This is a genomic window from Thioclava pacifica DSM 10166, assembly GCF_000714535.1.
In the GTDB taxonomy this organism is placed as follows: domain Bacteria; phylum Pseudomonadota; class Alphaproteobacteria; order Rhodobacterales; family Rhodobacteraceae; genus Thioclava; species Thioclava pacifica.
This window is the reverse complement of the sequence record NZ_AUND01000034.1, coordinates 77,598-102,714: the sequence shown is the minus strand read 5'-3', so window position 1 is coordinate 102,714 and position 25,117 is coordinate 77,598. Positions and strand designations below refer to the sequence as shown.

The following is a 25,117-nucleotide window of genomic DNA, read 5'->3' as shown; positions in this document are numbered from 1 at the left end:
CGAGATGCCCAACGACCCGATGGCCGAGATCAAGGCCTCCTTCTTCATCGAATGCGACGAGCTGCTCGAAAGCCTGCAAGACGCGCTGACCGAGATTGACGAGGGCGCGCATGATGGCGAGACGATCAATATCGTCTTTCGTGCAGTCCATTCGATCAAGGGTGGCGCCGGCGCCTTCGGTCTCGATGCGCTTGTTGGGTTCGCGCACCGCTACGAAACCGTGATGGATGAGATCCGCTCGGGGCGGCTCGACATCAGCCCCGAAGCGGTGAAACTCTTTTTCCAGGCCGCCGATCTCCTCGCCGACGAGGTTCACGCCGCGCGCGACGGCCTCCCCGAGCCAGACGGCGCAGAGGCATGTCTGAAAGATCTCGAAGCGCTCCTGGGCACGGATCGCATGATCGAGGAAGAGGCCACCGAAGAGGTCTCGGATTTCCAGCCAATGGGGCTCTCGCTTGATCTGGATCTCGATTTCGATCTGTCGCCGGACCCCTCTGGGTCCGCGACATCCGATCCGCATCTGCTGCGCTTCAAACCACATGCCGAACTCTACGCCTCGGGAAACGAGCCGCTGCACCTCCTGCGCGCGCTCGCAGAGCTCGGCCCGCTACAAATCGCAGCCGATCTCGCCGCGATCCCGTCGCTCGATGCCATCGATCCCGAAGCGGCTTATCTCTCCTGGGAGATGCAAATCGATCCCGTTATCGAAGAAAGCGCCATTCTCGATGTGTTCGATTTTGTCGAGGATGTCTGCGACCTTGAATTCGGATCTCAAGAGACCTCTGCCGATCGCGTCACGTCCCTTGCTTCGCGGCCGCTAAACGACCCGAGTTTCGCGCAGCCAGACGACATCCCGTCTCCCGATTTTGATCCATTGCTGACCGCTCTCTCCACCGCGCGCGATCTGCCCGAGTCCGTTGCGACCGCACCCGCGGCGCCTGAAATGCCGCAGGAGGATGCCCCCACACCGCCTGCCGCGACCGCGCCCCCACGCGCGCCTTCGACGCCGGTCGCGGAACCCGGCGCAACGGTGCGGGTCGATCTCGAGCGCATCGACCGCCTCGTCAATCTCGTAGGCGAGTTGGTCATCAACCAGGCCATGCTGGCCCAGTCGGTGACCGAGGCCGGCCTGCCGCCCAATTCGCCGGTCATGACCGGTCTCGAAGCCTTCATGATGCTCACCCGCGACATCCAGGATAGCGTGATGATGATCCGCGCACAGCCCGTAAAGCCTCTCTTTCAGCGCATGGCCCGGATCGTCCGCGAAGCCTCATCGGCGGTCGGAAAAGAGGTCAAACTGCGCACCGAGGGCGAGGCAACGGAAGTCGACAAGACCGTCATCGAACGCCTCGCGGACCCTCTGACCCACATGATCCGCAACGCCGTCGATCACGGGCTCGAAGCCCCAGAAACGCGCGTCGCGGCCGGAAAACCACGCGAAGGCGTGATCACCCTGTCCGCCCAACATCGCTCCGGTCGCGTCGTGATTGAGGTGACCGACGATGGCGGCGGCATCAACCGCAAGAAAGTCTTCGCCAAGGCGGTCGAGAAAGGTCTCGTGCCCGCGGATGCCCAGCTCAGCGACACCGAGATTGACAATCTCCTCTTTCTCCCCGGTTTTTCGACCGCCGATCAAGTTTCGGCCCTCTCCGGGCGCGGCGTCGGAATGGATGTTGTCAGAAGTTCAATCCAGGCTTTGGGCGGTCGGATTTCGATCTCATCCGCACCCGGTTCGGGGACGAGTTTCTCGATCTCACTGCCGCTGACGCTGGCTGTCCTCGACGGGATGGTCGTCACTGTCGCCGACGAAACCCTTGTTGTCCCACTCTCCGCGATCCTCGAAACGGCGACCCTGACAAGCGAAGACATCCGCGCGCTCGGGCCCGAAACCCATGTAATTCACGTCCGCGGCGCATTTGTGCCCCTCTACGATCTCGGGGCTGAACTCGGCTATCGCGCCCCAAAGTCGAATTACGAGGGTGGGATCGTGTTGCTAACCGCCCAGGAAAACGGTGAGCGCTCCGCTCTCGTCGTCGACACGATACTCGAACAGCGCCAAGTCGTGATCAAGGGTCTCCAGCAATCCTACGGCCACATTCCCGGCGTCGCCGCCGCCACCATCCTCGGGGACGGCCAGATTGCGCTGATCCTCGACCCAGCCGACCTTGTGCATAACGCCTCGGGTCGCACCCGCATCCCTGACCTCACGCTCGCAGGATAAGCCATGACCGCACCGACCAAGACCCAGACCGTCTCCAGCGAAATCGAACTTCTGTCCTTTCGTCTCGGCAAAGAAGAATACAGTGTCGACATCATGTCGGTGCGTGAAATTCGCGGCTGGACTCGCGCCACCCCCCTCCCGCACGCACCAGACTTTGTGCGCGGCGTGATCAATCTGCGCGGAACCGTCCTGCCGGTGGTGGATCTGTCGGTGCGGCTCGGGATGCAACCCGTCGCAGGTGACGCCCGTAACGTCATCATCGTTGTGCAGACCGGCGCTCAAACGGCAGGTCTGCTGGTTGATGCGGTGTCGGATATCCTCGCGCTGCCTGCCAGCGAGTTGCAGCCGCCCCCAGATCTCGCGGCCGATACGGCGCAACGCTATATCTCCGCACTCACCATCGTCGAAGGCCGGATGATCCGCGTACTCGATCTGATGGCGGTATTGCCTGATGATGACGCCGAGGCCGCATGAGCACGACATCACCAAACCTTGGCCAACTCTCGCCAGCGCCCGATGAACTCGAAATCATCGCGCGCATTCTGCATGATGCGACCGGTATCGTCATCGCGCCGGGAAAAAGCTCGATGGTGCAAAGTCGGCTCGGCAAGCGGCTTCGTGCACTCGGGATAAATGACTACGCGAGCTACATCGCTCATGTGACGTCCCAGGGTGGCGTAGATGAACGACGTAATATGATCTCGGCGCTCACGACGAACGTCACACATTTCTTTCGTGAAAATCATCATTTCGAGACGCTCCGCGCAACCGCCATGCCCCCGCTGCTCGAGCGCGCGCGAGCGGGGCAACGCATCAGGATTTGGTCGGCCGGTTCATCGAACGGACAAGAAGCCTATTCGATCGCGATGATCATCGCCGAAGCAGCGCCGGACTACACAAATCTCGACGTGCGAATCCTTGCCAGCGACATCGACCCACAAATGGTGGCGGCCGGTGCAACAGGCATTTACGAAGAAGCCGCACTTGCGAGCGTACCGATCGACCTGCAACGCAAGTATTTTTCTCGAACGGGCGAGCAGGTCCAAATCGTCGCGCCGCTTCGGAACCTTGTCAGTTTCCGCGAGTTGAATTTGCATGAACGATGGCCGATGCGCGGTCAGTTCGACATCATCTTCTGTCGGAACGTCGTCATCTACTTCGCCCCGGACGCCCAGACAAAGCTCTGGCGGCGGTTCGAGACGCAACTTGCCCCGGATGGTTGGCTTTTTGTGGGGCACTCCGAGCGCATTTCGGATCTTTCACATTCAAATCTCGTGAATGCGGGCGTCACGACCTACCGGTTGTCCGCAAAAACGACCAGCAGGAACACCGGCCAATGGCATTGAGAGACCAGCTCCGCATCCTCGTCGTCGATGACATGTCTACGAGCCGCGGGCTCTTGACACAAGCACTCGACGCGATGGGCATCCGCCAAGTCGGATATGCCGTCGACGGTCCCAGCGCTCTCCAAATCCTTGAAAATACGCCCGTCCACCTGGTCATTTCGGACTACAACATGCCCGGCATGGACGGGCTGCAACTTCTGCATGCGATGCGCACCAATGCGCGTACGAAAGGCCTTGGGTTCATCTTGATCACCGGTCGCGCAGACCGCGAGATCATCGAAACTGGCAAACGCTTGGGAATGAACAACTTCATCAAAAAACCCTTCGCACCCCAAGACCTGAAAACGTGTATCGAAGCCGTGGTCGGTCGACTATGACGGAGGACGTGACCCGGCTCCACGGTCAAACCGATAGCGCTATTAGCGCAGCCGAGCTCCTTCGCCGTGTCGGCTTGGAGATTGAAGGTCTTGCCCGACTGTCACTCGCGGTCGAGCGCGCCTTGACGGAGATCGAATTTCCAGACCATACACCAGCCGGTATTATCCGAGATCTTCAAGGGATCGATCGGATCAGCCAAACGCTAGAGGATCTCGGCACTCTGCTCTTCGCAGTGAGCGCAGGCATGTCTCCAGCGACATCACTGGCTCGTACCGATCTATTTTCACAACTTCGCCTGAAGGAACTCGTGCACAATCTTGATCCTGAGAAGCAAAACAAAATCGAAAAACGTGAAGAAGATGGAGCAATTCAATGGTTCTGAGGTCAGAACGCACTGATTTCAGGCCCGCTGCGCGTTTCACGTGTTCGAAGCCGGAGCGGTGACACGAGCGATCTTTTCTCGCTGAGCGACGCGCAGATGGCGCGTCTGAAGGACTGCTTTTCGAAATTGCACTGCCAGCCTAGGGTCGATTAAGGGCGGGTTCTGAGCGCTATAATCTTTATCGATCGCAATAGCTTGGACTGATGCGATGCACCGAAGGAATACGGCCCACCCAAAACACTCTACAACCGCTGGAGCGAGATGGACGTGTTCGCCAAATTTTCGAAGGTCTTGCAACCGAAGCTGAAAAACCGCCGACCATCATGATCGACGCGACCTGTGTGAAGAAACATCAAACGGCGACCTTCATAGCCGCCGCCCCAAAGTCTTCCTCTCAGCCATCGCCCTCCCGGCCGCCGGCATCTACTAGTTATGAACTCTGACCCTAGCAGAACAATTCAACATCGACTGCCGGCTCGGGTATAATTTCAGCTTCGATTATGGAGGCTTCGCCCAACAATCGTTGACGCGCACGCCCCGTATCTGGCCAGAACTCTATCCGCCGTGCTTGCGTGCCCCCGAGGCTCTGACTCATGCACAATATGCCCTCTCGTTGAAGGAACGCGAGCGCAAAGTCCCCATTCTTCCTTCCGACATCAGAGAGCCCCGCAATCATGCGTGCTCCTCCGAAAAGTTTCGCCTTGAGCGCTGTTCGGCGAGCACCGAGCTTGATCAAATCGTTAATCAGGAGCTCCATGGCATTGACCCCGAAGCTCGCAGCCTGGATCGCAGAGCCAGATCGTTCCGGAAGAAGAAAATGGTTCATGCCGCCGACCTTCGCGCCCTCATCATAGAGGCAGCAGGCAACGCAGGAACCGAGGATCGTCGTGATCGAGCGCGAACCCGCCGTGCCTGCGATGAACTCACCCTGCGAAATATGTTGCGGGCGAAAATCTTGCCGAGATGTCATGGCTGCCTCTTTTGATTTGCGAGCAGACCTGTGCTCTCACGGCAAAGTTCCAAAACGTCGTCCGCAATCTTCTCGAGTGGGACCGCACGTTCAGCGCCCCCATTCTCGAGCGCGGCGCGCGGCATGCCAAAAACCACCGAAGTCTCTTCATCTTGCGCCAGACAACGAGCCCCGGCGCGACGCAACTTCAGCATCCCATCCGCACCATCGCGTCCCATTCCTGTCAACATTACCGCCACGCATCGTTCGGCATGTTCCAAAGCAGAATTAAAGAGAACCTCCACCGATGGGCGATGCCCATTGCGTTTATCTCCCTCCATGAGTCGGCAGAAGAGCGCTGCGCGCCCATCCAGTTCAAGGTGGAAACGTCCCCCAGGCGCGAGATAGATATGTCCTTGCGTGATGGCCGTTCCATTGGATGCCAGAAGAACCTTAGGTGCGACCTGACGATCGAGACGCTTGGCGAAACTCGCCAGAAAACTTTCCGGCATATGCTGGGTGATAAGCGTCGGTGGGCTGTTTTCCGGAAAGGATTTGAGAAGAGTTTCCAACGCGTCGACACCACCAGTAGAGGATCCGATGAGAACAATTTTCCCATTCCAGGAAAACTCTTGAGCAGCCGCGATCGGCAAGCGTTTGATTTGGGATCTAAGGCGCGCCGACCCTGCCGCAACGAGCAGATCCGGCAACGTCGCAAATGGTTCTTCGACACCGTCGAACCGGGGCTTTCCAATACACTCGATCGCTCCAAGAGACAGAGCTTCCAGAGCGGCGGCTGAACCTTTATGGGTTTCAGTCGAAACCATCACGACTGGCATCGGCCGCAAACGCATGAGCCTTTCGAGAAACGCGAGCCCATTCATTCGCGGCATCTCGACATCGAGGGTCAGCACATCTGGGTTAAGCGATTTGATTAGAGCGCGCGCCTCATAGGGATCGCCGGCCTCACCCACCACTTCAAGTCGAGGATCAGACAGAATGCGTCGCCGGATCAAGTGGCGAATTGTTGCAGAATCGTCGACAATGAGGACGCGTTTGGGCTTCATGATTTTTGAACTCAAATTGCAAAAAGTCGGAGAGCCGAGACGTCAAAAGTCTTCCCACTCCTCTTCATGCCGGTCTGTCACTTTGAGTACATTTCCAGCGACTTCGACATCGGTGTTCCACTGCGTGCGCATTTGCAGGGTGTCCGCTTCGTGCCCACGTGTCACTCTCTCCTCTGGCGAGCTTTCATCGGCATTTCGCTGAGGGTTTCGCCGCGTGGTTTCCACGTCCGTGCGCCGCGTTTCTTTCATTGGAACTCGAAATTGCGAGGTCGTATCTCGCAGGGCCGTCGCGCTCGCATTGAGGGCATGGCTTGCCGCGGTGGTTTGCTCGAACATCGCGGCATTCTGTTGCGTGACTTGATCGAGCTGATTCATCGCTGAATTAATTTCGTTGAGCCCCTGAGCCTGCTCTTGAGCCCCTGAGGCAATCTCGGAAACACGGGCAGCAATATCGACGACGGATGAGAGAATGCCTTGGAGGGCACGACCGGTCTCGCCCACGAGCCCTACGCCCCGTGACACTTGCTCCGAAGAGGCGGTGATCAAGGTTGCGATTTCTCGCGCGGCATCGGACGATCTTTGCGCAAGCGCGCGAACTTCGGAAGCCACGACTGCGAACCCTCGTCCGGCCTCGCCCGCGCGGGCAGCTTCGACCCCGGCATTGAGAGCGAGAAGATTCGTCTGGAAGGCGATCTCGTCGATGACTCCGATGATCTTGGAAATCTTTTGCGAGCTCGTTTCGATCTCACTCATCGCAAGGATCGCCTGCTTCACGACCACGCCGGAATTTTCGGCGCTGGTTCGCGCCTGCGACACAACCGTGTCCGCTTCAGAAACGCCCTTTGCTGAAGCGCTTACGGAAGAGGAAAGCTCGTCAAGCGCCGCGGCGGTCTGCTCAAGTGTCGCGGCCTGCTGCTCTGTGCGCTTGCTCAGGTCGTCAGAGGCGGACGAGATTTCGCGGGCCTCAGTATCGATCGCGGCGGCATTGTCGATCACCGCCTGCATGGCCCCGGAAAGATTGATCACGGCAGCGTTGAAATCCGTGCGCAAAGCTTCGTAATCAGGCGGGAACACCGTTTCAATTGTGGTCGAAAGATCCCCTTGCGACAAATTGCTGAGCCCCTCTCGGAGTGCATCAACGACCGATTGCTGCGCCGCCATCATGCGTTCATTTTCGTCCTGAGCGGCCGCGAGGGCCGCAACCGCCTGTGTGACATCGTTTGCGATCAAAACGATTTTCATCATTCGGTTCGCGCGATCCGCAACGGGATTCAGCGTGCCTTCAAGAATATATGCGGCGCCTTGCGAGGTGCGCAGAATGAATCGCCCGCTCACCGGATGCCCTCGATGAACCTCGGGCCAGGGGTCGCTGTCATTTTCAGGGCGAAGCATCTCTTCGATCTGCGCCCCGAGAACCCCCTCGGCACTGCTGCCGAGCAATTCGCGCAGACGATCATTGAGACGCGTCACGGTACCGTCGGGGAGTGTCTCGCAGACGATCTGATTGGCATCGATCGAGTCGATCAGCGCGCGTTGCATCCGAAGTTGGGTCACATCACGCCATTCGACCACGAGCCCGAGCGTGCCGCCATGCTCGTCGATGATCTCGGACACATCGACACCGAAGCGGCCGTCTCCCACTTTGATATCGACATGCAGCGGGAGGCGATCACGGTCCGTGAGGAGACGACGCGCGGTTCCCGGAACAGCGTGAAACTCGTCCATACAGCGCCCGATCAGGCGATCGGCTGAAAGATCGGGCGTCACCTTACGGAATTCATCGATCCTACTATCGATCAGTGTCACGACCGCCGCATTGGCATGGATAATGCGAAAGTCGGCATCGACGAGCATGAGTGCGGCAGAGGCAGTATTGAAGGCGGTCCCTTGCAGACGCGCGTCGCGCTGGATCTCATCGGCAGCGGCGAGATCGTGGCGCAACCCATCGAGCGCCTTGGCGATCACGCCGACCTCATCGCCACGGGTCCGCCCTTCAACGGTGCTGTGATGGTCTCCACCAGCGATCGCACCGATGGCAATGCCCAAGCGCTGCAAGGGCCGCGAGACGGAGCGTGCCATCCATGCCGAGAGACCCGCGAGCAACAGAACGAGCCAACTCGCATGAAACAACATCGACCTGGCAAGGGCCTGTGCCGGTGCGAAGAGCTCCACGCGATCCTGCTCAACAACCGCGGCGTAACGCTCACCGAACAGCTCGAGCGGCATAAAGGCTTCGATCGCCGGATGGCCACCCAGAGAGGTGCCCTCGACACGCCCCGCCCCAGAGGAAAACACTTCCGCGACAACCGGATTGGTGATCACCGCACCGGGGCCGAGTCCTTCGACCGGATTGCGCAGATGTCCAAGCAGCCGGCCCCCCTCATCCGTGACATAGCCCTGCCCGGTCTCGCCCAGACCGCGCGCGCTCCCCATCACCCGGCCGATCTCTGTTGCAGGCACACGCAGGACAAGCGCGCCGAGTTCCAGCCCGTTCGCGCTGATCACGGGCATAGCCGCATAAAGATGAGGCGCGCCGGAATTGGTCAGGATTTTCGAAAAGATGACACTGCTTACGCCAGTGTTGATTTCATCAAGAGCCGCCTGTGCGGTCGTTGAGAAATCGGGCGAAGCATCGGCGATCTGATGCGCAAACGCATCACCTTTGCGCACCGAATAGACCACCCGCCCGTCACGCGCGACGAGATAGAGGTCGTCATAGCCCTGCTCCGCAAGTGCTTGCCGAAACCCGGGGTGATATCGCCGGTGCTGAATCGCGTAATCAAGAACGCCCTCTATCTCTTCTCCAATTTGCTGACTGCCATCGGGATCGGCCTCAAATAGCTCCACAAGTCGCGTGCTCGCCTCTTCTCCGAGGCGCGACAGCCCCTTGTCGAAATCGTAAAGTGCGCGCGCCGTCGTCGGGTTGCCCGCCAGTTGCCGCGTGCCGGATTCGACCTGTCGCGACCAGGCTTCGAGCTGGCTCACGCGCGATTCAAGTGTCCGGCCAAGCCGCTCTTTTCCTTCACTTTCCAACAGGCCATAGGCTTCCCGGTAAGCGGAGGCCCCCATGATCGTCAGCGCGATCATCGCGATCGCTACCAGCATCAGGGGCAGTTTGATCCCGAGTTTGAGATTTTCGAGCAGGCGCATCGCAGTCCTCCGCAGCGAAGGGTCGTCAAAACGAACCGCCCCAAACAGGCAGTTCGGCTTAACCATCGCGGCAAGGGCTGAAGATTTGTTAAATCACACTCCGGAAAGCGCGGGCCTGTTCGATAAAATTCGCAACGCCTTGTCAGAGGCCGAAAAAAGCCGCGCGCAACAGGCCGATGCGGCGGGAAAACTCTGACAGCTCAAGCGCCCCCGAAGCGAATGGATCGGGGGCAGTGCAGGCGCGTTCGAGCTGCGCACGGGCCTGCCAACCTGGCAGAAGTGCGGCACGCGCGTCCCCTTTGAGCGCGCGTCGTCCCGCCTTGAGACGCGCCTGCCCCTCTTCGGCGAGCGCGCGCACGCGATCAGACGAAAGGCCCGCAAGCGGCGGGCGGTTACGCGCGATCAGTTCTGGCCAGGCCTTGAGCAAAGCCGCCAGCCCCGCCCCGGCACCGAAACTGCGCACGGCGGGTTCCGCGTCGGGCGCAGCGCCGAGCGCCTCTGCCGCGGCCCAGTAAAGAGCCCCCGCCGTCTGATCGAGATAGGCCCAAAGGGCGGAGGTATCCGCGAAAGGCTCGGGCCAGCAATCGGCGCGGCGCGCCTCGGCCACCGCGATCAGGTGGCTTGCATGCGGAGCGACCGGCGCGAGGGCAGGACCGATCTCATGCGGCGGCTCGCGCCCTTCCGATAGCCCCTCCAAGGCATCGATCCACCATTGCAGGCGCATCTCGGCCACCATCGGCTCGGCCGAGGCCCAAGGTGCGCGGGCGATTTCGAGGTTGGCGGCGTAGAGCGGCCAGAGGCGTTCGCGCAGCTCGGCAGGCGCGGCCATGGTCGCGGCAAAGCGATCGGGATCGCCGCGGCGCACGGCCTCGGCGGCGGCTTGCAGGCTGGCGGCAAGATCGCTCACGCAGGCACCGCCCCGTCGCGCAGGAGTTTCCAGATCATCGCATCGAGCAGCGCCTCGAACGACGCATCGACGATGTTCGGCGAGACGCCAACGGTCGACCAGCGCTGCCCGGCCCCGTCCTCGCTGTCGATGATGACGCGGGTCACGGCCTCGGTGCCGCCTTGGGTGATACGCACGCGGAAATCGACCAGCTTCATGTCGTCGATCAGGTGCTGATAGGGTCCGAGATCCTTCGTCAGCGCTTTTGAGAGCGCATTCACGGGGCCGCGGTCATGGCCGTGCTCGTCCATGCTTTCCGAAACCGAGAGCATCTTTTGCCCGCCGACCTTCACCACCACGACCGCCTCGGAGATCGAGACCATCTTGTCGTAGCGGTTCTTGCGGCGCTCGACGGTGACCTTGTAGCGCTTCACCTCGAAGAACTTGGGCAGTTGCCCGAGTTCCGCCCGCGCGAGTAGCTCGAAACTCGCCTGCGCGCCGTCATAGGCATAGCCCTGATCCTCGCGCTCCTTGATGATCTCGAGGATGCGGGCGAGGCGCGGGTCGTCTTTCGCCACCTCGATCCCCATCCCCTTGAGCCGCGCGCGCAGGTTCGACTGGCCCGCCTGGTTGGACATCGGGATGAGGCGCGTATTCCCCACCAGCGCGGGGTCGATATGCTCGTAAGTGTCGGGGTTCTTGAGGATCGCGCTCGCATGCAGCCCCGCCTTATGGGTGAAGGCCGAGGCGCCGACATAAGGCGCCGAGCGCAGTGGCACCCGGTTCAGGATGTCGTCGAGCTTGCGCGAGAGGCGCGTGAGGTCTCGCAGCTTCTCGTGGCTGATGCCGGTGGCGAGCGTGGAGGCGTAGGGCTCCTTGAGCATCAGCGTGGGGATCAGCGAGATCAGGTTGGCATTGCCGCAGCGCTCGCCCAAGCCGTTGAGGGTGCCCTGCACCTGACGCGCCCCCGCCTCGACCGCCGCGAGACTGCCCGCGACCGCGTTGCCCGTGTCGTCGTGGCAATGGATGCCGATCTTGTCACCGGGGATACCCGCCGCAATCACCTCGCGAACGATCTGCCCGATCTCGCCCGGCAGCGTCCCGCCATTGGTATCGCAGAGCACGATCCAACGCGCACCGGCCTCATGCGCAGCGCGGCAGCACTCGAGCGCATATCCGAGGTTCGCCTTGTAGCCGTCGAAGAAATGCTCGGCATCGAACAGCGCCTCACGGCCCTTGGCCACCATATGCGCGACCGAAGCGCGGATGTTTTCGAGGTTTTCCTCCAGCGTGATCCCGAGCGCGGTGCTCACATGGTAATCATGGGTCTTGCCGACGAGGCAGACGGCGGGCGTGTTCGCGTTCATAACGCCAGCCAGCACATCGTCATTCTCGGCCGAGCGCCCTGCCCGTTTCGTCATCCCGAAAGCGGTGAACGTCGCCCGCGTCTGCGGCCGCGCTTCGAAGAAATCGCTGTCGGTCGGGTTCGCCCCGGGCCAGCCACCCTCGATATAGTCGATGCCGATGCCGTCGAGCGCCTTGGCGATCTCGATCTTCTCGGGGACGGAGAACTGCACCCCCGCCGATTGTTGGCCATCGCGCAGCGTGGTGTCGTAGAGATAGAGGCGTTGTTTGGTCATTGGGGGCCTCCATTGAGCTTACGTCCCGCCCGGCGGCACGCCGGGCCGCGCCCGACCCGCCCCCCAGGGCGGGCGCGATTGCGCCCCCCCTCGGGTCCGGCGCGTCCCTTATCTCTGGATGCAACCGCCATCACAGACCCTCCAGTTTGGTGGGGTCGAAATCCGGACCCGGGAGCAATTCCACCCCGGCCTTGGACATGCGGACCTCAACGCCAGCGGCAACCAGCGCCTGTTTCATCGCATCGACTGGGGCGAAGTCTTTGGTTTGCATCGCGTTCTCGCGGAGAGCGGCGAACTTGTCAGCAAGACCCGAAAGGTCTGCCTCTGGCGCCGCTGCCCAGTCGCCCATCGCATCTTCCAGGAGCCCCAACATCGCCGCCGAAGACTTCAAAACCGCCGGGTCTGCGATCTGATGCAGCGCAGCGATCGCGCCCGCCGTATTCAGGTCATCGGCCAGCGCCGCGATTACCTCGGGCGCCGCGCTCGGCGCGGGCTCGATGCCCGCGGTGAGCGCACGCCACTTGCGCAACGTCGCCTCCGCCTGACGCGCCTTCTCCGCCGTCCAGTCCATCGGCTTGGTGTAATGCGTCTGCAGGAACACGAAGCGGATCACCTCGCCCGGGATGCCCTTCTCGCCGTCATGGCCATCCAGCAGATCGCGCACGGTGAAGAAATTGCCCAGGGACTTGGACATCTTCTTGCCCTCGACCTGCAGCATCTCGTTGTGCAGCCAGTAGCGCGCAAACGAGCCCTCGGGATGGGCGCAGCAGCTCTGCGCGATCTCGTTCTCATGGTGCGGGAATTGCAGGTCGATGCCGCCGCCGTGGATGTCGAAACTCGCACCGAGCAGCTCGTAACTCATGGCCGAGCATTCGATATGCCAGCCTGGACGGCCGCGCCCCCAGGGGCTCTCCCAGCCCGGCAGCTCGTCATCGGACGGCTTCCAGAGCACGAAATCCATCGGGTCTTCCTTGAAGGGCGCCACCTCGACCCGCGCCCCCGCGATCATGTCATCGACCGTGCGGCCCGACAGCGCGCCATACTCCTTATACGAGCGCACCCGGAACAGCACATGGCCCTCGGCGGCATAGGCATGCCCATCCGCGATCAGTTGCTCGATCATCGCGATCATCGCGCCGATATAGTCTGTCGCGCGCGGCTCGTGATCGGGGCGCAGCGCACCGAGCGCATCCATATCCGCGTGATACCAGCCGATGGTTTCTTCGGTCCGCGCGCGGATCAGATCCTCGAGCGAGCCCTCGGCCCCGGCCTCCTTGCGCGCCAGCGCGGTTGCGTTGATCTTGTCATCCACATCCGTGAAATTGCGCACATAGGTGACGTGGTCCGGCCCGTAGACATGGCGCAGCAGCCGGTAGAGCACGTCGAACACCACCACGGGCCGCGCATTGCCTAAATGCGCGCGGTCATAGACGGTCGGGCCGCAGAGATACATGCGCACATTCTCGGGGTCGATGGGTTGGAAATCCTCGACTTTCCGGGTCAGGGAATTGCGCAAACGGATCTGGGTCATGTGTCCTCGCAAAGGTCGGCGGCACCTGCCGGCGGGCTTACAAGGTCATGTGGTTTTTGGAAAGAGAAGACCGGCCCGCGTGAGAGATGTCAGCGGATAATGCAGCAAATGGTGAGGGTCTTCGTCGTCATGAGGGAAGTGTTACGCCCTTCGCGCCGCTGCGTCCAGCGCGTTCTCGGGCGTGCGCGCGGCGCAGCGGAAGGGCTCGAAGGGCGAGATCTCGACGCGCTTGCCGTCGAAGATGCAGAACGAGCCGGGCGGGATCTCTTCCCAATCGCCTTCCTCGACCTCGAGCGGCTCGGACACCAGCGCCCGCCCCCGCCGCGTCTCGGACCAGCGGTGATAGAGCGAGGGCGCGTGTTCGTCGCTCGCATAGCGCGCCGCGTAAAGCCGCACGCCATCGGAAAACGCGACCGTCAGGCGCATATGCGGCGTGGTCCCGCGTTCGCGCGAGAGCGTCTCGAACCGCGCCACCGCCCGCTCCAGCGCGGCTTGCGGCTCGGCCTCCAGCCCCTCGGCCAGCGCGATCAGGAACAGCGCCTCGCTATCGGTGGCGCCCTTGCGCTGACAATAGAGGCTGTCGGGGATCATCATCTCGCCCGCGCGACGGAAATCATCGTAACCGCCGATCTGGCCGTTATGCATGAAGCTCCAGCGACCCACGACGAACGGATGGCAATTGTTGCGGCTGGTGGCCGTGCCGGTCGAGGCGCGTACATGGGCGAGAAACAGCGGTGATTTTACCGTGGCAGTCAGCGAGCGCAGGTTCGGATCGGACCAGGCGGGCATCACGTCGCGATAGAGCCCCGGCTCGGGCTTCTCGCCATACCAGGCGACCCCGAACCCATCTGCGTTGATCGCGGTATGGCCAAGGGTGGCGGATTGGCTCTGGTGAATGAGCGAATGGCTGGGCCGCGCGACGATCTCTTCGAGAAAGATCGGTTCTCCGATATAGGCGGCCCAACGACACATTTCAGATCAATACCTTACAGAGCAAAGCTCAACCGAAGGACACGTCTTCCATCGCTTCGACGATGACCAGATCGCGCTCGGATGCGCCCTTCGCATGGGCAAGCGCGGCCTGATACTCGTCGGAGTGATAGCAGGTCTCGGCGGCCTCCAGCGAGGGGAACCACGCGACCACATTGCGCGCCCGGTCATTGCCTTCGAGCTGCACATACCGCGCGCCGCGCGCCAGGAAGCGCCCGCCATGTTTCGCAATCGCCGGTCCCGCGCCTTCGGCATATTTGCCGTAAGCCTCGGCATCAAGAACCTTCACATGTGCAATCCAGAACGCACCCGCCATCACAGCCCCTCCAGAACAGTTTTCACAGCCGCCACGGCCTCATCGGCCTTGGACGGATCGGCCCCACCGGCCTGCGCCATGTCCGGACGGCCACCGCCGCCCTTGCCGCCAAGCGCCTGCGCCGCAGCCTTCACGAGATCAACGGCGCTGACCTTGTCGGTCAGGTCCTTGGTGACGCCAGCCGCCACCGCCGCCTTGCCGCCCGCATCCGCGACCACGAGGATCACGCCCGAGCCGATCTTCTCCTTCAGCTCGTCAACGATACCGGGAAGATCCTTGCCGGTGACGCCCGAAACCACTTGAGGAACGAACTTCATCCCATTGATTTCAATGACCTCTGGGCCACCCGAGGCACCGCCGCCCATCGCCAGTTCGCGACGCAGTTGGGCCACTTCATTGGCAAGCGTCTTGCGCTCATCGAGGATCGCCTGAAGACGCGCGAGCACGTCCTGCTCGGAAGTCTTCATCAACCCCTCGATCTCGCCCAGCAGCGCATCGCGGCGGCGCAGCTCGGCCATCGCGACATCGCCGGTGAGCGCCTCGATCCGGCGCACACCTGCCGAAGACGCGCTCTCGCTCGTCAGAACGAAGGTGCCGATATCGCCGGTGCGCTTCACATGGGTGCCGCCGCAGAGTTCGAGCGAATAGACATTGCCATTCGTGCCCTTGCCGGAATTGCTCAGCTCGCCCATCGAGACAACACGGACCTCATCGCCGTATTTCTCGCCAAACAGCGCCTGCGCGCCCAGATCGCGCGCATCGTCAGGCGTCATGATCCGCGTTTCCACGGGCGTGTTTTGGCGAATGAATTCATTCACTTCACGCTCGATCTTCGCAATTTCCTCGGGCGAAAGCGCCTTGTTATGCGAGAAGTCGAACCGCAGACGATCCTCGGCATTGAGCGAGCCGCGCTGTGCCACATGCTCGCCCAGAGTGCGGCGCAGCGCCTCGTGCAGAAGATGCGTCGCCGAGTGATTGGCCCGGATCGAGCTGCGGCGGGTATGATCCACCTCCAGCTTCGCGCCCTGCCCCTTGGCGATCTCGCCCTCGGTCACGCGCGCGAAATGGATGAAGACGCCCGCAACCTTCTTCGTGTCGGTCACTTCGGCCTTGCCCGTCTCGGTCACGATCCAGCCGCGATCACCGACCTGGCCACCGCTTTCGGCATAGAACGGGGTCTGGTTGACCACGATCTGAACCTCGCCATTGCTCTTGGCAATCTCGGCCCCGTCCGCCACCAGCGCGGTGATCTGACCTTCGGCCGTCTCGGTGTCGTAGCCCAGGAATTCGGTCGTCCCGAGCTTTTCGGCAAGGTCGAACCAGATCGCGGCATTCGCCGCCTCGCCCGAGCCCGACCAGCTCGCGCGCGCCTTGGCCTTTTGTTCCTCCATCGCGGCGTCGAACCCTTCGGTATCGACCTCGCGATCCCGCTCACGCAGCGCATCCTGCGTCAGATCGAGCGGGAAACCGTAGGTATCATAAAGTTTGAACGCGGTCTCGCCGGGCAGCTTGTCGCCCTCGGGCAGGTCCACCAGCGCCTCGTCGAGCAGCTTCAGCCCGCGATCGAGCGTGGTCTTGAAGCGGGTCTCTTCCGAATGCAGCGTTTCCTCGATCAACGCCTGCGCACGGCCAAGCTCGGGGTAAGCCGCGCCCATCTCGCGCACCAGCGCCGGGACCAGACGGTGCATCACCGGGTCCTTCGCACCCAGAAGATGGGCATGCCGCATCGCGCGGCGCATGATCCGGCGCAGCACATAGCCGCGCCCATCGGCCGAAGGCATCACCCCATCCGCGATCAGGAAGGAGGTCGAGCGCAGGTGGTCCGCGATCACGCGGTGATGCACGTTGCCCGGCCCGTCCGGCGCACCGTCCGTGACATTGGCCGAGGCTTCGATCAGGTGGCGCATCAGATCGGAGTCGTAATTGTCATGCTTGCCCTGCAGCAGCGCGCCAATCCGCTCGAGCCCCATACCGGTGTCGATCGACTGCATGTCGAGCGCGCGCATCGAGCCATCCTCGAACTGCTCGTTCTGCATGAAGACGAGGTTCCAGATTTCGATGAAGCGATCGCCGTCTTCTTCGGGCGATCCCGGCGGGCCGCCCCAGATCTTGTCGCCGTGATCGAAGAAGATCTCGGTGCAGGGGCCGCAGGGGCCGGTCGGGCCCATCTGCCAGAAATTGTCCGAGGTCGGGATGCGGATGATCCGCTCGTCGGGCAGGCCCGCGACCTTCTTCCAGATCTCGGCCGCCTCATCATCGGTATGGTAAACCGTGACAAGCAGGCGATCCTTCGGAATGTCGAAATCCTTCGTCAGCAGCTCCCAGGCGAAGGGGATCGCGCCTTCCTTGAAATAGTCGCCGAAGGAAAAATTCCCCAGCATTTCAAAGAAGGTATGGTGGCGCGCGGTGTAGCCGACATTGTCGAGGTCATTGTGCTTGCCGCCCGCGCGCACGCATTTCTGTGCGGTCGTGGCGCGGTTGTAATCGCGCTTCTCCACCCCGGTGAAGCAGTTCTTGAACTGCACCATGCCGGAATTGGTGAACATCAGCGTCGGGTCGTTGCGCGGAACGAGGGGCGAGCTGTCAACGACCCGATGGCCGTTGCGTTCGAAGAAATTGAGGAAAGTGGAGCGGATTTCGTTAAGGCTGGGCATATCGTCCTGTCTCGCCTGATCGGGCTGGTTCGAACCCGTTTAACGCCGCCCCCGCGCCCTGTCCAGCAATCGAAAAAGGCCGGGACGTTGTGGTCCCGGCCTTTGCTATCGCTCTGCGCGCCGATCAGTCTTCGGTCAGCGCATCATCCTCGGACATGTTGTCGAACTCGAGCCCGTGGCTAGCCCGGATCTTGTCCTCGATCTCATAGGCGATATCGGGATGTTCGCGCAGGAAGGTCTTGGCGTTTTCGCGGCCCTGACCGATGCGCTCGTCACCATAGGAATACCAGGCGCCGGACTTCTCGACGACCCCGGCCTTCACGCCCAGATCGACCAGCTCGCCCATCTTCGAGATACCCTCGCCATACATGATGTCGAACTCAACCTGCTTGAAGGGCGGCGCGACCTTGTTCTTCACCACCTTCACGCGGGTCTGGTTACCCACCACCTCGTCGCGATCCTTGATCGCGCCGATGCGGCGAATGTCGAGACGCACCGAGGCGTAGAATTTCAGCGCGTTGCCGCCCGAGGTCGTCTCGGGCGAGCCGAACATCACGCCGATCTTCATGCGGATCTGGTTGATGAAGATCACCATGCAATTCGAGCGCCCGATCGAAGCGGTCAGCTTGCGCATCGCCTGGCTCATGAGGCGGGCCTGCGCGCCGACCGTGTGATCGCCCATATCGCCTTCGATCTCCGATTTCGGCGTGAGCGCCGCGACCGAGTCGACCACCACGAGGCTCACCGCGCCCGAACGCACCAGCGTATCGACGATTTCGAGCGCCTGCTCGCCCGTGTCGGGCTGCGAGATCAGCAATTCGTCGAGATCGACGCCAAGCTTGCGCGCGTAATGCGGATCGAGCGCGTGTTCGGCATCCACGAAGGCGCAAACGCCACCCTTCTTTTGCTCTTCCGCGATCGCATGCAGCGTCAGCGTGGTCTTACCCGAGCTTTCCGGCCCATAAATCTCGACGATCCGGCCTTTGGGCAGACCGCCGATCCCGAGCGCGATATCGAGGCCCAGAGAGCCGGTCGAAGTTGCCTCGATCTCGCGCGCGGGCGTGTCGCCGCCGAGCTTCATGATCGAGCCCTTGCCGAATTGCCGCTCGATCTGCGCCAGCGCCGAGTCGAGCGCCTTCTGCTTGTCTGCCTTGGAATTCTTGTCCATCTCGAAAAGCTTCGCTACTGCCATTGTCCGCTTCCTTATTCCATAACCGAGGCGTGGCGGCAATGCAGCCCGGGCGCCCTCGTGTTTCTCTTATGTTCTCCTTCTGGACTATGCGCACGAAACAAGAACATTTCAATCAAATTCTGAGAACTTCATCCTGCACCCTCATAGTTAAAGAACGGTTTACGCGCTCTGGCTCGACAATTAAGACAAAGGCGAAGGTTTTTGAGACGCGGGACAGATGCTGATTTTCTGGAAACAACGACTGGCTTTTCTCGCGACCCCCAAGGCGGGCTCTTCGGCGGTCGAGGCCGCTCTGGAACCGCTAGCCGAACTCGCTGTCACGCGGCCACCCGAACTCAAACATGTCAGCGGGCTTGATTTTCGGACCCATTTCGCTCCGTTTCTGAGCGCACAGGCGGGGGCTCCATTCACGACGATTGCCTTGATGCGCGAACCGATTGACTGGCTGCGGTCCTGGTATCGGTTTCGACTGTTCGATGTCGGCGCGAACGGGCCAGAAGTCTCGCCCAGCTGTAGTTTCGAGCAATTCGCGCGAGATTTCATATCGTATCCAAGGCCGGAAATTGCCGATTTTCCAACCCAGTCAGAGTTTCTTTGCGACGGGTCCGGTACTCCGCTGGTCGATCGTATTTTTCCCTATGAACGCATTGGCGACTTCGTGCATTACCTCGAGGATCAACTCGATTTCGCGATCACCCTCCCGCGGGTGAACGTGCCCCCTGCCGCCGATGTCGGGCTGAGCGCCGCGACCGAAGAAGCGCTGCGCGACACGATGGCCCCCGATATTGCCCTCTATGCGCAGATCTGCAGCTGAGCGTTCTCAACCAAGCTGATCTTGCACCGTTGCCGTCAATTCACTCAGCGAGAAGGGCTTCGGCAGGAAGACCGAATTTTCGACCGGTGATGTTCCATCCTGGAACGCATCCTCTGCATAGCCAGACATGAAGACCGTACGCGTCCCGGGGCGAACCTTGAGCGCCTCGCGCACCCAGCTTGGGCCATCGAGGCCGGGCATGATCACGTCAGTGACGAATATATCGACCGTCAACTCCGGATCTTCGAGCAATTCGAGCGCTTCCTCCGCGCTATCTGCCTCAAGCACGGTGTAGCCCCGAAGTTTGAGCGCGCGTGAGGCGAAAGCGCGGACCGGCGCTTCGTCTTCGACCAGCAGGACAGTCGCGTCGGCGCGCGCAGCGTGAGCGGGTCTCGCGTTGCTGCCAGGCCCGTCGGCTTCGGCCTCGGCACGTCGAGATGCGAAAGCCGGGCCGGAGGGTTTAGCATTGGTCGCGAGCCGATCGGCGGTCAGACCAAGTGGCGGTTCCTTCGGCTCGGGATCGCTCGCCTCGGCGAGCTGATCATAGGCTGGCAGCAGGATCGTAAAAGTGGTGCCCGATCCGACAACCGAGTCACAGAAGATGTATCCGCCGGTCTGTTTGACGATCCCGTAGGCGGTCGACAACCCGAGCCCGGTCCCCTCGCCTGTGCGTTTCGTCGTGTAGAACGGCTCAAAGATCTTGCCGCGCTTATCGGCCGCAATTCCGATCCCCTCGTCACTCACCTTGATCACCACGTAATCGCCCATTGGCACGGTCACACGGTCACGTTGCTTGTCGCCGTCGATCCGAAGAAGCTCCGTCTCGACCTTGATCTGCCCCCCTCCGGGCATGGCGTCACGCGCATTCACGACAAGGTTCATGATGACCTGTTCGAGCTGGCGTTTATCGGCGCGGACGGGTTGCAATTCGGGCGCGTGCGAGACGCTGAGCGAAACCTTTTCCCCAACGAGGCGATTGAGGAGATGGGTCAATTCTGACAACGTATCACGCAGGTCGAGAATTTGGGGCTTCAGCGTCTGCTTGCGCGAGAACGCGAGCAACTGCCCTACCAGGGCAGCCGCCCGGTTCGCATTCTGGCTGATCTGGTCGAGATCGGCGTAGTCGGAATCGCCCTTGTCATGGCGCAACATCAAGAGGTCGCAATGGCCCGAGATGGCCGTAAGCAGATTGTTGAAATCATGCGCGACGCCGCCTGCGAGCTGACCGATGGCCTGCATCTTCTGGCTCTGCACGAACTGCGCCTCAAGCGTCTTGAGCTGGGTCGCATCCGAAAGGACAGCAAGCAGGCCCGCCCGCCCGTTTTCGAGAATGCGCGACAGGGTAACTTGCAGGAAAACCTCCCGATCACCGCGCCGGACGCGCAACACCTCGGGGCGCCCGTCCGCCCGCCCTGCGAGCGCCTCGTTCACCCAATCGGAGACCGGTCGCCCGAGCCCCTCAAGGAGATCGGAGAGGCGCAATTGCGGCTCGACCCGGCCCAGCAACCCGCGCGCCGCGCGGTTCGCCGCGCGCACCTTCCCATGTGCACTGAGCTTCAAAAGCGCCACCGGAAGCGCCTCGAAATTCGCCCCCTCAGCGCCACGTCGCGGGCCCGCAATGGGCAGAAGGTACACTTCAGAGCGCCCCGCCGCGCCTTCAATCTGGGCGACAACGGCGCTCACCGCACCGTCTTCTGTCCGGATCTCGTGTTCCTCACCGGAGCGCAGCGGCAAATCGGTGAAGATTCTGTCGAGAGAGCGAACCCGCTCCCCCACGAGCCGTCGCAGCGCCTCGTTCATGAACAGGATCGTTCCGCCCTTGGAGACCGTCAGCATCGGCAGGCTGATCGTTTCGGCGCCGCGCCCGCCAATCACCCTCTCAGCCATATCTTCGAGCCGCCATAAGAAGCCCGCCTCGCCGATACGATGGACCGAAAGGCGCAAATGCCCACGCCGGGTGACCAGATCCTCGCGCGCGGCCCCCATCGCATCAGCCTTGTTCTGCAACCGCCGCAATACACCGGCGGGATCAGCGAACAGTTCGGCCAGAGTGCGCGCCAGAGCCTGCCCCCCACGCGAGCCGAACCGCTCCAGCGCGGCGCGGTTCTGATACCCGATCTCCCCGGCCTCGTCGGTCGTGAAACTGGGCGAGGCATCATGCGAGATGAATTGCGCCAGCGCATCTTGCAGCTTCGACTGGCGCGCGCGCTGCGCGAGAAACGTCCCTCGCATCACCAATGAGGTCACAAGCAGCGTCCCCGCCACTGAAAGCAACAGCCATGTCGTCAACCGGTCGGGTACGACAACCGCCGCCCCCGCCGCGAGCAACGCCGCGAGCGCGAGATAAACCGCCCCCGGCGCTAAAGTCGCCAAGGTTTTCGACAGGGGTTGCAGCGCCAGCTCGTTTCGCGCCACGCGAACCTCCTTGGATGAATCGTCTCGCCCCATAGCGGGCCAAAAGCATTAAGGCCGCATTAACAAGAGCAGATATTCAACCTAGGGGCGAGTCTTTTGGGGCAAGTTTACGCTTTGCGCTCAAATTGAGCGACGAAGAAACCATCGCCGCCTGTGACCGGACTGTAGGCACGCTGAAAGGTCAGTTTCCACCCCGTGCGCGCGGCGAACAGGGCAGCCTGAGCTTCGTTTTCAACCGCGAGAAGCGAACATGTCATATAAACCAACCGCCCGCCCTGCGCGACCAGAGCGGACGCCTCTTCGAGGATCCGCCCCTGAAGCGCGACGAGATCGTCGAGCCGTTCCGGTGTCAGCCGCCATTTCGCCTCAGGCGTGCGTCGCCAGGTGCCCGAGCCCGAGCAGGGTGCGTCGACAAGCACGAGGTCATAACCTGCGCCAGGCGTTCCGGGAGCGCAGATCGCGATCCGGGCCCCTGCCCGTTCGGCACGCAGCGGCAAATCGCGCATACGGGCGGGATCGATATCATGCGCATGAATTTCGCAATCCGGGCAAGCCGCGGCGAGTGCGAGCGACTTGCCCCCACCACCCGCACAATAGTCCAGCACTTGCATCCCCGGCGCGAGCTCGATCGTCCCCACCGCCGCCTGCGACGAGACATCCTGCAATTCCACGCACCCATCCTGATAGGCCCGCGACTGCTGAATCCGGCGCGCGCCATCGCCGAGTTGCAGCGCCGTGGTGCTGAGCGGATGCGGCACAGCGTCGATCCCGTCCTCCGCCAAGGCCGCGATCGCTGCGTCCCGCGTCGCGCGCGCAACATTCACCCTGACGAAAACGGGCGCGCGGGCGCGCATCGCTTCGGAGACCGTATCGAAATCGGCTCCGAGCCTCTCGCTCAGAGGCGCAATCAACCAATCAGGCCAATCGCGCCGGGCCAGATCGGGCGGGACGGGCTGGGCGAGCACCGCGCGCTCTTCCTCGGACAGCGGCTCTGGAGCGAACCGTTCGCCGGTAAAAATCGTCGCGGGATCACAGCTCTGGGCGCGCAGCAGACCCAAAATCAACGCCCGACCGCCCTGCCCTCCCCCGAGCGCTGCAAAGCTGCCACGGCACCGCAAGGCGTCGAATACATGATCGCGGATCGCGGCGCGATCCTTCGACCCGGCGAAACGATGCGCTCGCGCCCAGTTGGTCAGCGCCTTTTCGGCCGGGTCACCCGTCCCGATCCGGTCGAGGATCTCGATTGCGGCGGAGATGCGCGCGGCTGGTGTCATGGCTGCTTTCCCGATGGTCTCGGCTGTCTCTAGCCCTCGCGCTCCGCCCGCGCAACGGATCGGAACGACGAACCTCCTCCCGCATACTTGATGAGTTGGTCAAAAAAATTCTCAATTTCGCCACATTTCGGACCCTCTCTCGCTTTTATTCATCCGCAGATTGAACGGAACGCAATGAAAGTGAGTCAGGGGTCAACCATGCGTATCCTGCGACGCATATTCAGAGACGAAGAGGGGTCGGCAACGATCGAAGGCCTGCTTTGGTTGCCGCTGTTCGTTGGTCTGATGGGGATCACCGTCGACGTGTCGATGGTCTTCAACGCGCATGCGCGAATCAAAGGTGTTTTGGAGGATGTCGACCGCGCCTATTCGGTGGGTCGCCTTGAATCGACAACTCAGGTCGAGGAGCGCGTCTCCGCCCTGCTGGCGCATTACGGCGACAACGTCACCGTCACGACGACCGAGATCGACGGCATCATCGGCACCACCGTCACGGTTCCCATGTCCAAACTCGTGGCGACGAAATTTCTTCCCAAACTTCTCGACATGAACCTCACGGTTCAGGATTACCGGTATAAGGAGGCGTAACGTGTCCAGCGGCGATCTCAAACATTTCGCGCGATCCGAAGACGGCGCGATCACGCAATTCTCCTTGCTCTGGCTCATTTTGACGCTCGCCGTCGGCGGCCTCGCCGTCGATGTGTCGAACGGCTACCGCGAGCGGGCCCGCATGCAGGACGCAGCCGATTCGGCCGCGCTCGGCGCGATCTATCTCGCCTCCGATCCCACCACGACGATCCAGGCCGCGACCGACAAGGCGATCGCACTGGCTCAACAGAATCTCGGGAACGGTTCGGACCAGGTCGTGACCAACAGCGATGTCGTCTTTGGCTATTTCAACGAGGACACCGGCCAGTTCCAGACGAATTACAGCGACGATGAGAACCTCAATCGCGCCGTCAAGGTGACGGCGAACCGGACCTCGGATCGCCAGAACGAAACGCCGACCTTCCTGACGCGTTTTGCCGGCCATGACGGTTGGGAAATCAAGACCTCCGCCGTCGCCGAAGCCTACATCCCCGCCTGCCTCATCGAGGGGCTCAGCGCGAATGGCGTGATCGACCTGCAATCGGGCAACACCTTCGCCTCGGGCTTCTGCCTCTACGCCAAGGATTACGTTTCGCTCAACCAGAACAACGTGTTCGAGCCAGGTGCAATCGTGTCGATGCCGGATGTCAGCAAGCTCGACATCCCGGCCTCGGGCTTCACGAAGAATGATGGCTTGAAAGAATCGCTGCGCACCGCGTTCTACAAGCTTCGGATCATCGAACGCATCAACCAGGTCATCAACTCGCTTGAGGCCGGCACCACGTTCCTGCCCGATTACATCACCGACAAGACGATCTACACCCTGACGCCGACAGCTGGCAAAGTGCAGACCTCGAGCTTCGAACCCGGCAAGATGTATCGCATCTCCTGCTCAGACAAATCGGTGACCATCGATGGCGATCTGCTCAGCGAGAACGTCATCTTCGCAAGCTGCCCGATCAAATTCGGCCAAGCTGCGGCGCTGGAGGACGTGATCTTCGCCAACACCTCGACCGACGCGTCAAGCTTCTCCGCTCCCAGCGGCCTGCGCCTCGGCAAGGACGACGATTGCGCCACCGGTGGCGGAGCCCAGCTCCTCACCTTGGGCGGTGTGTCGAACGCGGCCAAAATGGAGTTCTATGGCGGCCAGATCATCGCGGCGGGCGACGTGTCCTTCTCGGCGCAATCGAGCGGCATCGACGGGATCGCAATCGTCTCGGGCGGCGGCATCGACGGTACCTCGAACTCGACCTTCGGCCATTGCGGCTCGGGCATGGAAGACAATATCTCGCTGAGCTACTTCCGCCTGCGCCTCTGATCACAT

Annotated in this window: 20 protein-coding genes and 1 pseudogene; 9 read left to right on the top strand and 12 right to left on the bottom strand. The window is 61.8% G+C overall.

From position 1 onward, the window contains the following. The first annotated feature begins 4 nt into the window (after positions 1-4). From TP2_RS12555 to TP2_RS18925, 6 genes and pseudogenes are all read left to right on the top strand, one after another. Complete coding sequence (locus TP2_RS12555; RefSeq protein ID WP_038078027.1) at positions 5-2,221, top strand: chemotaxis protein CheA; 2,217 nt, start codon at positions 5-7, stop codon at positions 2,219-2,221. A gap of 3 nt (positions 2,222-2,224) precedes the next feature. After that, positions 2,225-2,695 (top strand): chemotaxis protein CheW, encoded by a 471-nt coding sequence (locus tag TP2_RS12550; protein WP_038078026.1) that lies wholly within the window; start codon positions 2,225-2,227, stop codon positions 2,693-2,695. Next, a complete protein-coding gene (locus TP2_RS12545; protein WP_038078024.1) occupies positions 2,692-3,567 on the top strand; it encodes a CheR family methyltransferase in 876 nt (291 codons plus the stop codon). The genes TP2_RS12550 and TP2_RS12545 overlap by 4 nt, the downstream gene beginning before the upstream one ends. Continuing rightward, positions 3,558-3,944, top strand: coding sequence for a response regulator (locus tag TP2_RS12540; RefSeq protein WP_038078022.1), 387 nt, complete (start codon positions 3,558-3,560; stop codon positions 3,942-3,944). Before TP2_RS12545 ends, TP2_RS12540 begins: the two co-directional genes overlap by 10 nt. Continuing rightward, positions 3,941-4,327 (top strand): hypothetical protein, encoded by a 387-nt coding sequence (locus TP2_RS18560; protein WP_157617124.1) that lies wholly within the window; start codon positions 3,941-3,943, stop codon positions 4,325-4,327. The genes TP2_RS12540 and TP2_RS18560 overlap by 4 nt, the downstream gene beginning before the upstream one ends. A 96-nt stretch (positions 4,328-4,423) precedes the next feature. Next, positions 4,424-4,692, top strand: a pseudogene (locus tag TP2_RS18925) (transposase family protein); the annotation flags it as partial. A gap of 80 nt (positions 4,693-4,772) precedes the next feature. On the opposite strand, the gene TP2_RS12535 reads toward TP2_RS18925, so the two are convergent. From TP2_RS12535 to recA, 10 genes are all read right to left on the bottom strand, one after another. Further along, positions 4,773-5,297, bottom strand: a complete 525-nt coding sequence (locus TP2_RS12535; protein ID WP_038078020.1) for a chemotaxis protein CheD — start codon at positions 5,295-5,297, stop codon at positions 4,773-4,775. Continuing rightward, positions 5,294-6,343, bottom strand: a complete 1,050-nt coding sequence (locus TP2_RS18340) for a protein-glutamate methylesterase/protein-glutamine glutaminase (protein ID WP_084714253.1) — start codon at positions 6,341-6,343, stop codon at positions 5,294-5,296. The genes TP2_RS12535 and TP2_RS18340 overlap by 4 nt, the downstream gene beginning before the upstream one ends. A 42-nt stretch (positions 6,344-6,385) precedes the next feature. Beyond that, a complete protein-coding gene (locus TP2_RS19025) occupies positions 6,386-9,493 on the bottom strand; it encodes a methyl-accepting chemotaxis protein (protein ID WP_051692586.1) in 3,108 nt (1,035 codons plus the stop codon). A gap of 142 nt (positions 9,494-9,635) precedes the next feature. After that, positions 9,636-10,400 carry a squalene/phytoene synthase family protein gene (locus TP2_RS12520; protein ID WP_038078017.1) on the bottom strand — a complete coding sequence of 255 codons (765 nt, stop codon included), beginning with the start codon at positions 10,398-10,400 and terminating at the stop codon, positions 9,636-9,638. Next, entirely contained in the window at positions 10,397-12,019 is a 1,623-nt protein-coding gene (cimA, locus tag TP2_RS12515; RefSeq protein WP_038078016.1) for a citramalate synthase, read from the bottom strand. Before cimA ends, TP2_RS12520 begins: the two co-directional genes overlap by 4 nt. A 130-nt stretch (positions 12,020-12,149) precedes the next feature. Continuing rightward, positions 12,150-13,550, bottom strand: a complete 1,401-nt coding sequence (cysS, locus tag TP2_RS12510) for a cysteine--tRNA ligase (RefSeq protein ID WP_038078015.1) — start codon at positions 13,548-13,550, stop codon at positions 12,150-12,152. Positions 13,551-13,691: 141 nt separating this feature from the next. Then, entirely contained in the window at positions 13,692-14,522 is an 831-nt protein-coding gene (locus TP2_RS12505) for a class II glutamine amidotransferase (protein ID WP_051692583.1), read from the bottom strand. Positions 14,523-14,550: 28 nt separating this feature from the next. Beyond that, positions 14,551-14,856, bottom strand: coding sequence for a DUF1330 domain-containing protein (locus tag TP2_RS12500; protein ID WP_038078014.1), 306 nt, complete (start codon positions 14,854-14,856; stop codon positions 14,551-14,553). Next, on the bottom strand, positions 14,856-17,510 hold the full coding sequence (gene alaS, locus TP2_RS12495) for an alanine--tRNA ligase (RefSeq protein ID WP_038078013.1): 2,655 nt from the start codon (positions 17,508-17,510) through the stop codon (positions 14,856-14,858). Before alaS ends, TP2_RS12500 begins: the two co-directional genes overlap by 1 nt. 124 nt (positions 17,511-17,634) lie before the next feature. Continuing rightward, on the bottom strand, positions 17,635-18,702 hold the full coding sequence (gene recA / locus TP2_RS12490) for a recombinase RecA (RefSeq protein ID WP_038078011.1): 1,068 nt from the start codon (positions 18,700-18,702) through the stop codon (positions 17,635-17,637). Between the two features lie 217 nt (positions 18,703-18,919). On the opposite strand from recA, the gene TP2_RS12485 reads away from it, so the two are divergent. Continuing rightward, the gene (locus TP2_RS12485) at positions 18,920-19,516 is read left to right on the top strand and encodes a hypothetical protein (protein ID WP_038078009.1); all 597 of its coding nucleotides are present in this window, start codon (positions 18,920-18,922) and stop codon (positions 19,514-19,516) included. 6 nt (positions 19,517-19,522) lie between these two features. Here TP2_RS12485 and TP2_RS12480 read toward each other — a convergent pair whose 3' ends face one another. Continuing rightward, entirely contained in the window at positions 19,523-21,964 is a 2,442-nt protein-coding gene (locus tag TP2_RS12480) for an ATP-binding protein (RefSeq protein ID WP_084714248.1), read from the bottom strand. A 74-nt stretch (positions 21,965-22,038) separates the two neighbouring features. After that, entirely contained in the window at positions 22,039-23,205 is a 1,167-nt protein-coding gene (locus tag TP2_RS12475; protein WP_038078007.1) for an RsmB/NOP family class I SAM-dependent RNA methyltransferase, read from the bottom strand. A 198-nt stretch (positions 23,206-23,403) separates the two neighbouring features. Between TP2_RS12475 and TP2_RS12470 the strand changes: the two genes are divergently transcribed. Both TP2_RS12470 and TP2_RS12465 read left to right on the top strand, forming a co-directional pair. Continuing rightward, positions 23,404-23,793 (top strand): TadE/TadG family type IV pilus assembly protein, encoded by a 390-nt coding sequence (locus TP2_RS12470; RefSeq protein ID WP_038078006.1) that lies wholly within the window; start codon positions 23,404-23,406, stop codon positions 23,791-23,793. A gap of 1 nt (position 23,794) precedes the next feature. Further along, on the top strand, positions 23,795-25,111 hold the full coding sequence (locus tag TP2_RS12465) for a pilus assembly protein TadG-related protein (RefSeq protein ID WP_051692582.1): 1,317 nt from the start codon (positions 23,795-23,797) through the stop codon (positions 25,109-25,111). Positions 25,112-25,117 lie beyond the last annotated feature (6 nt).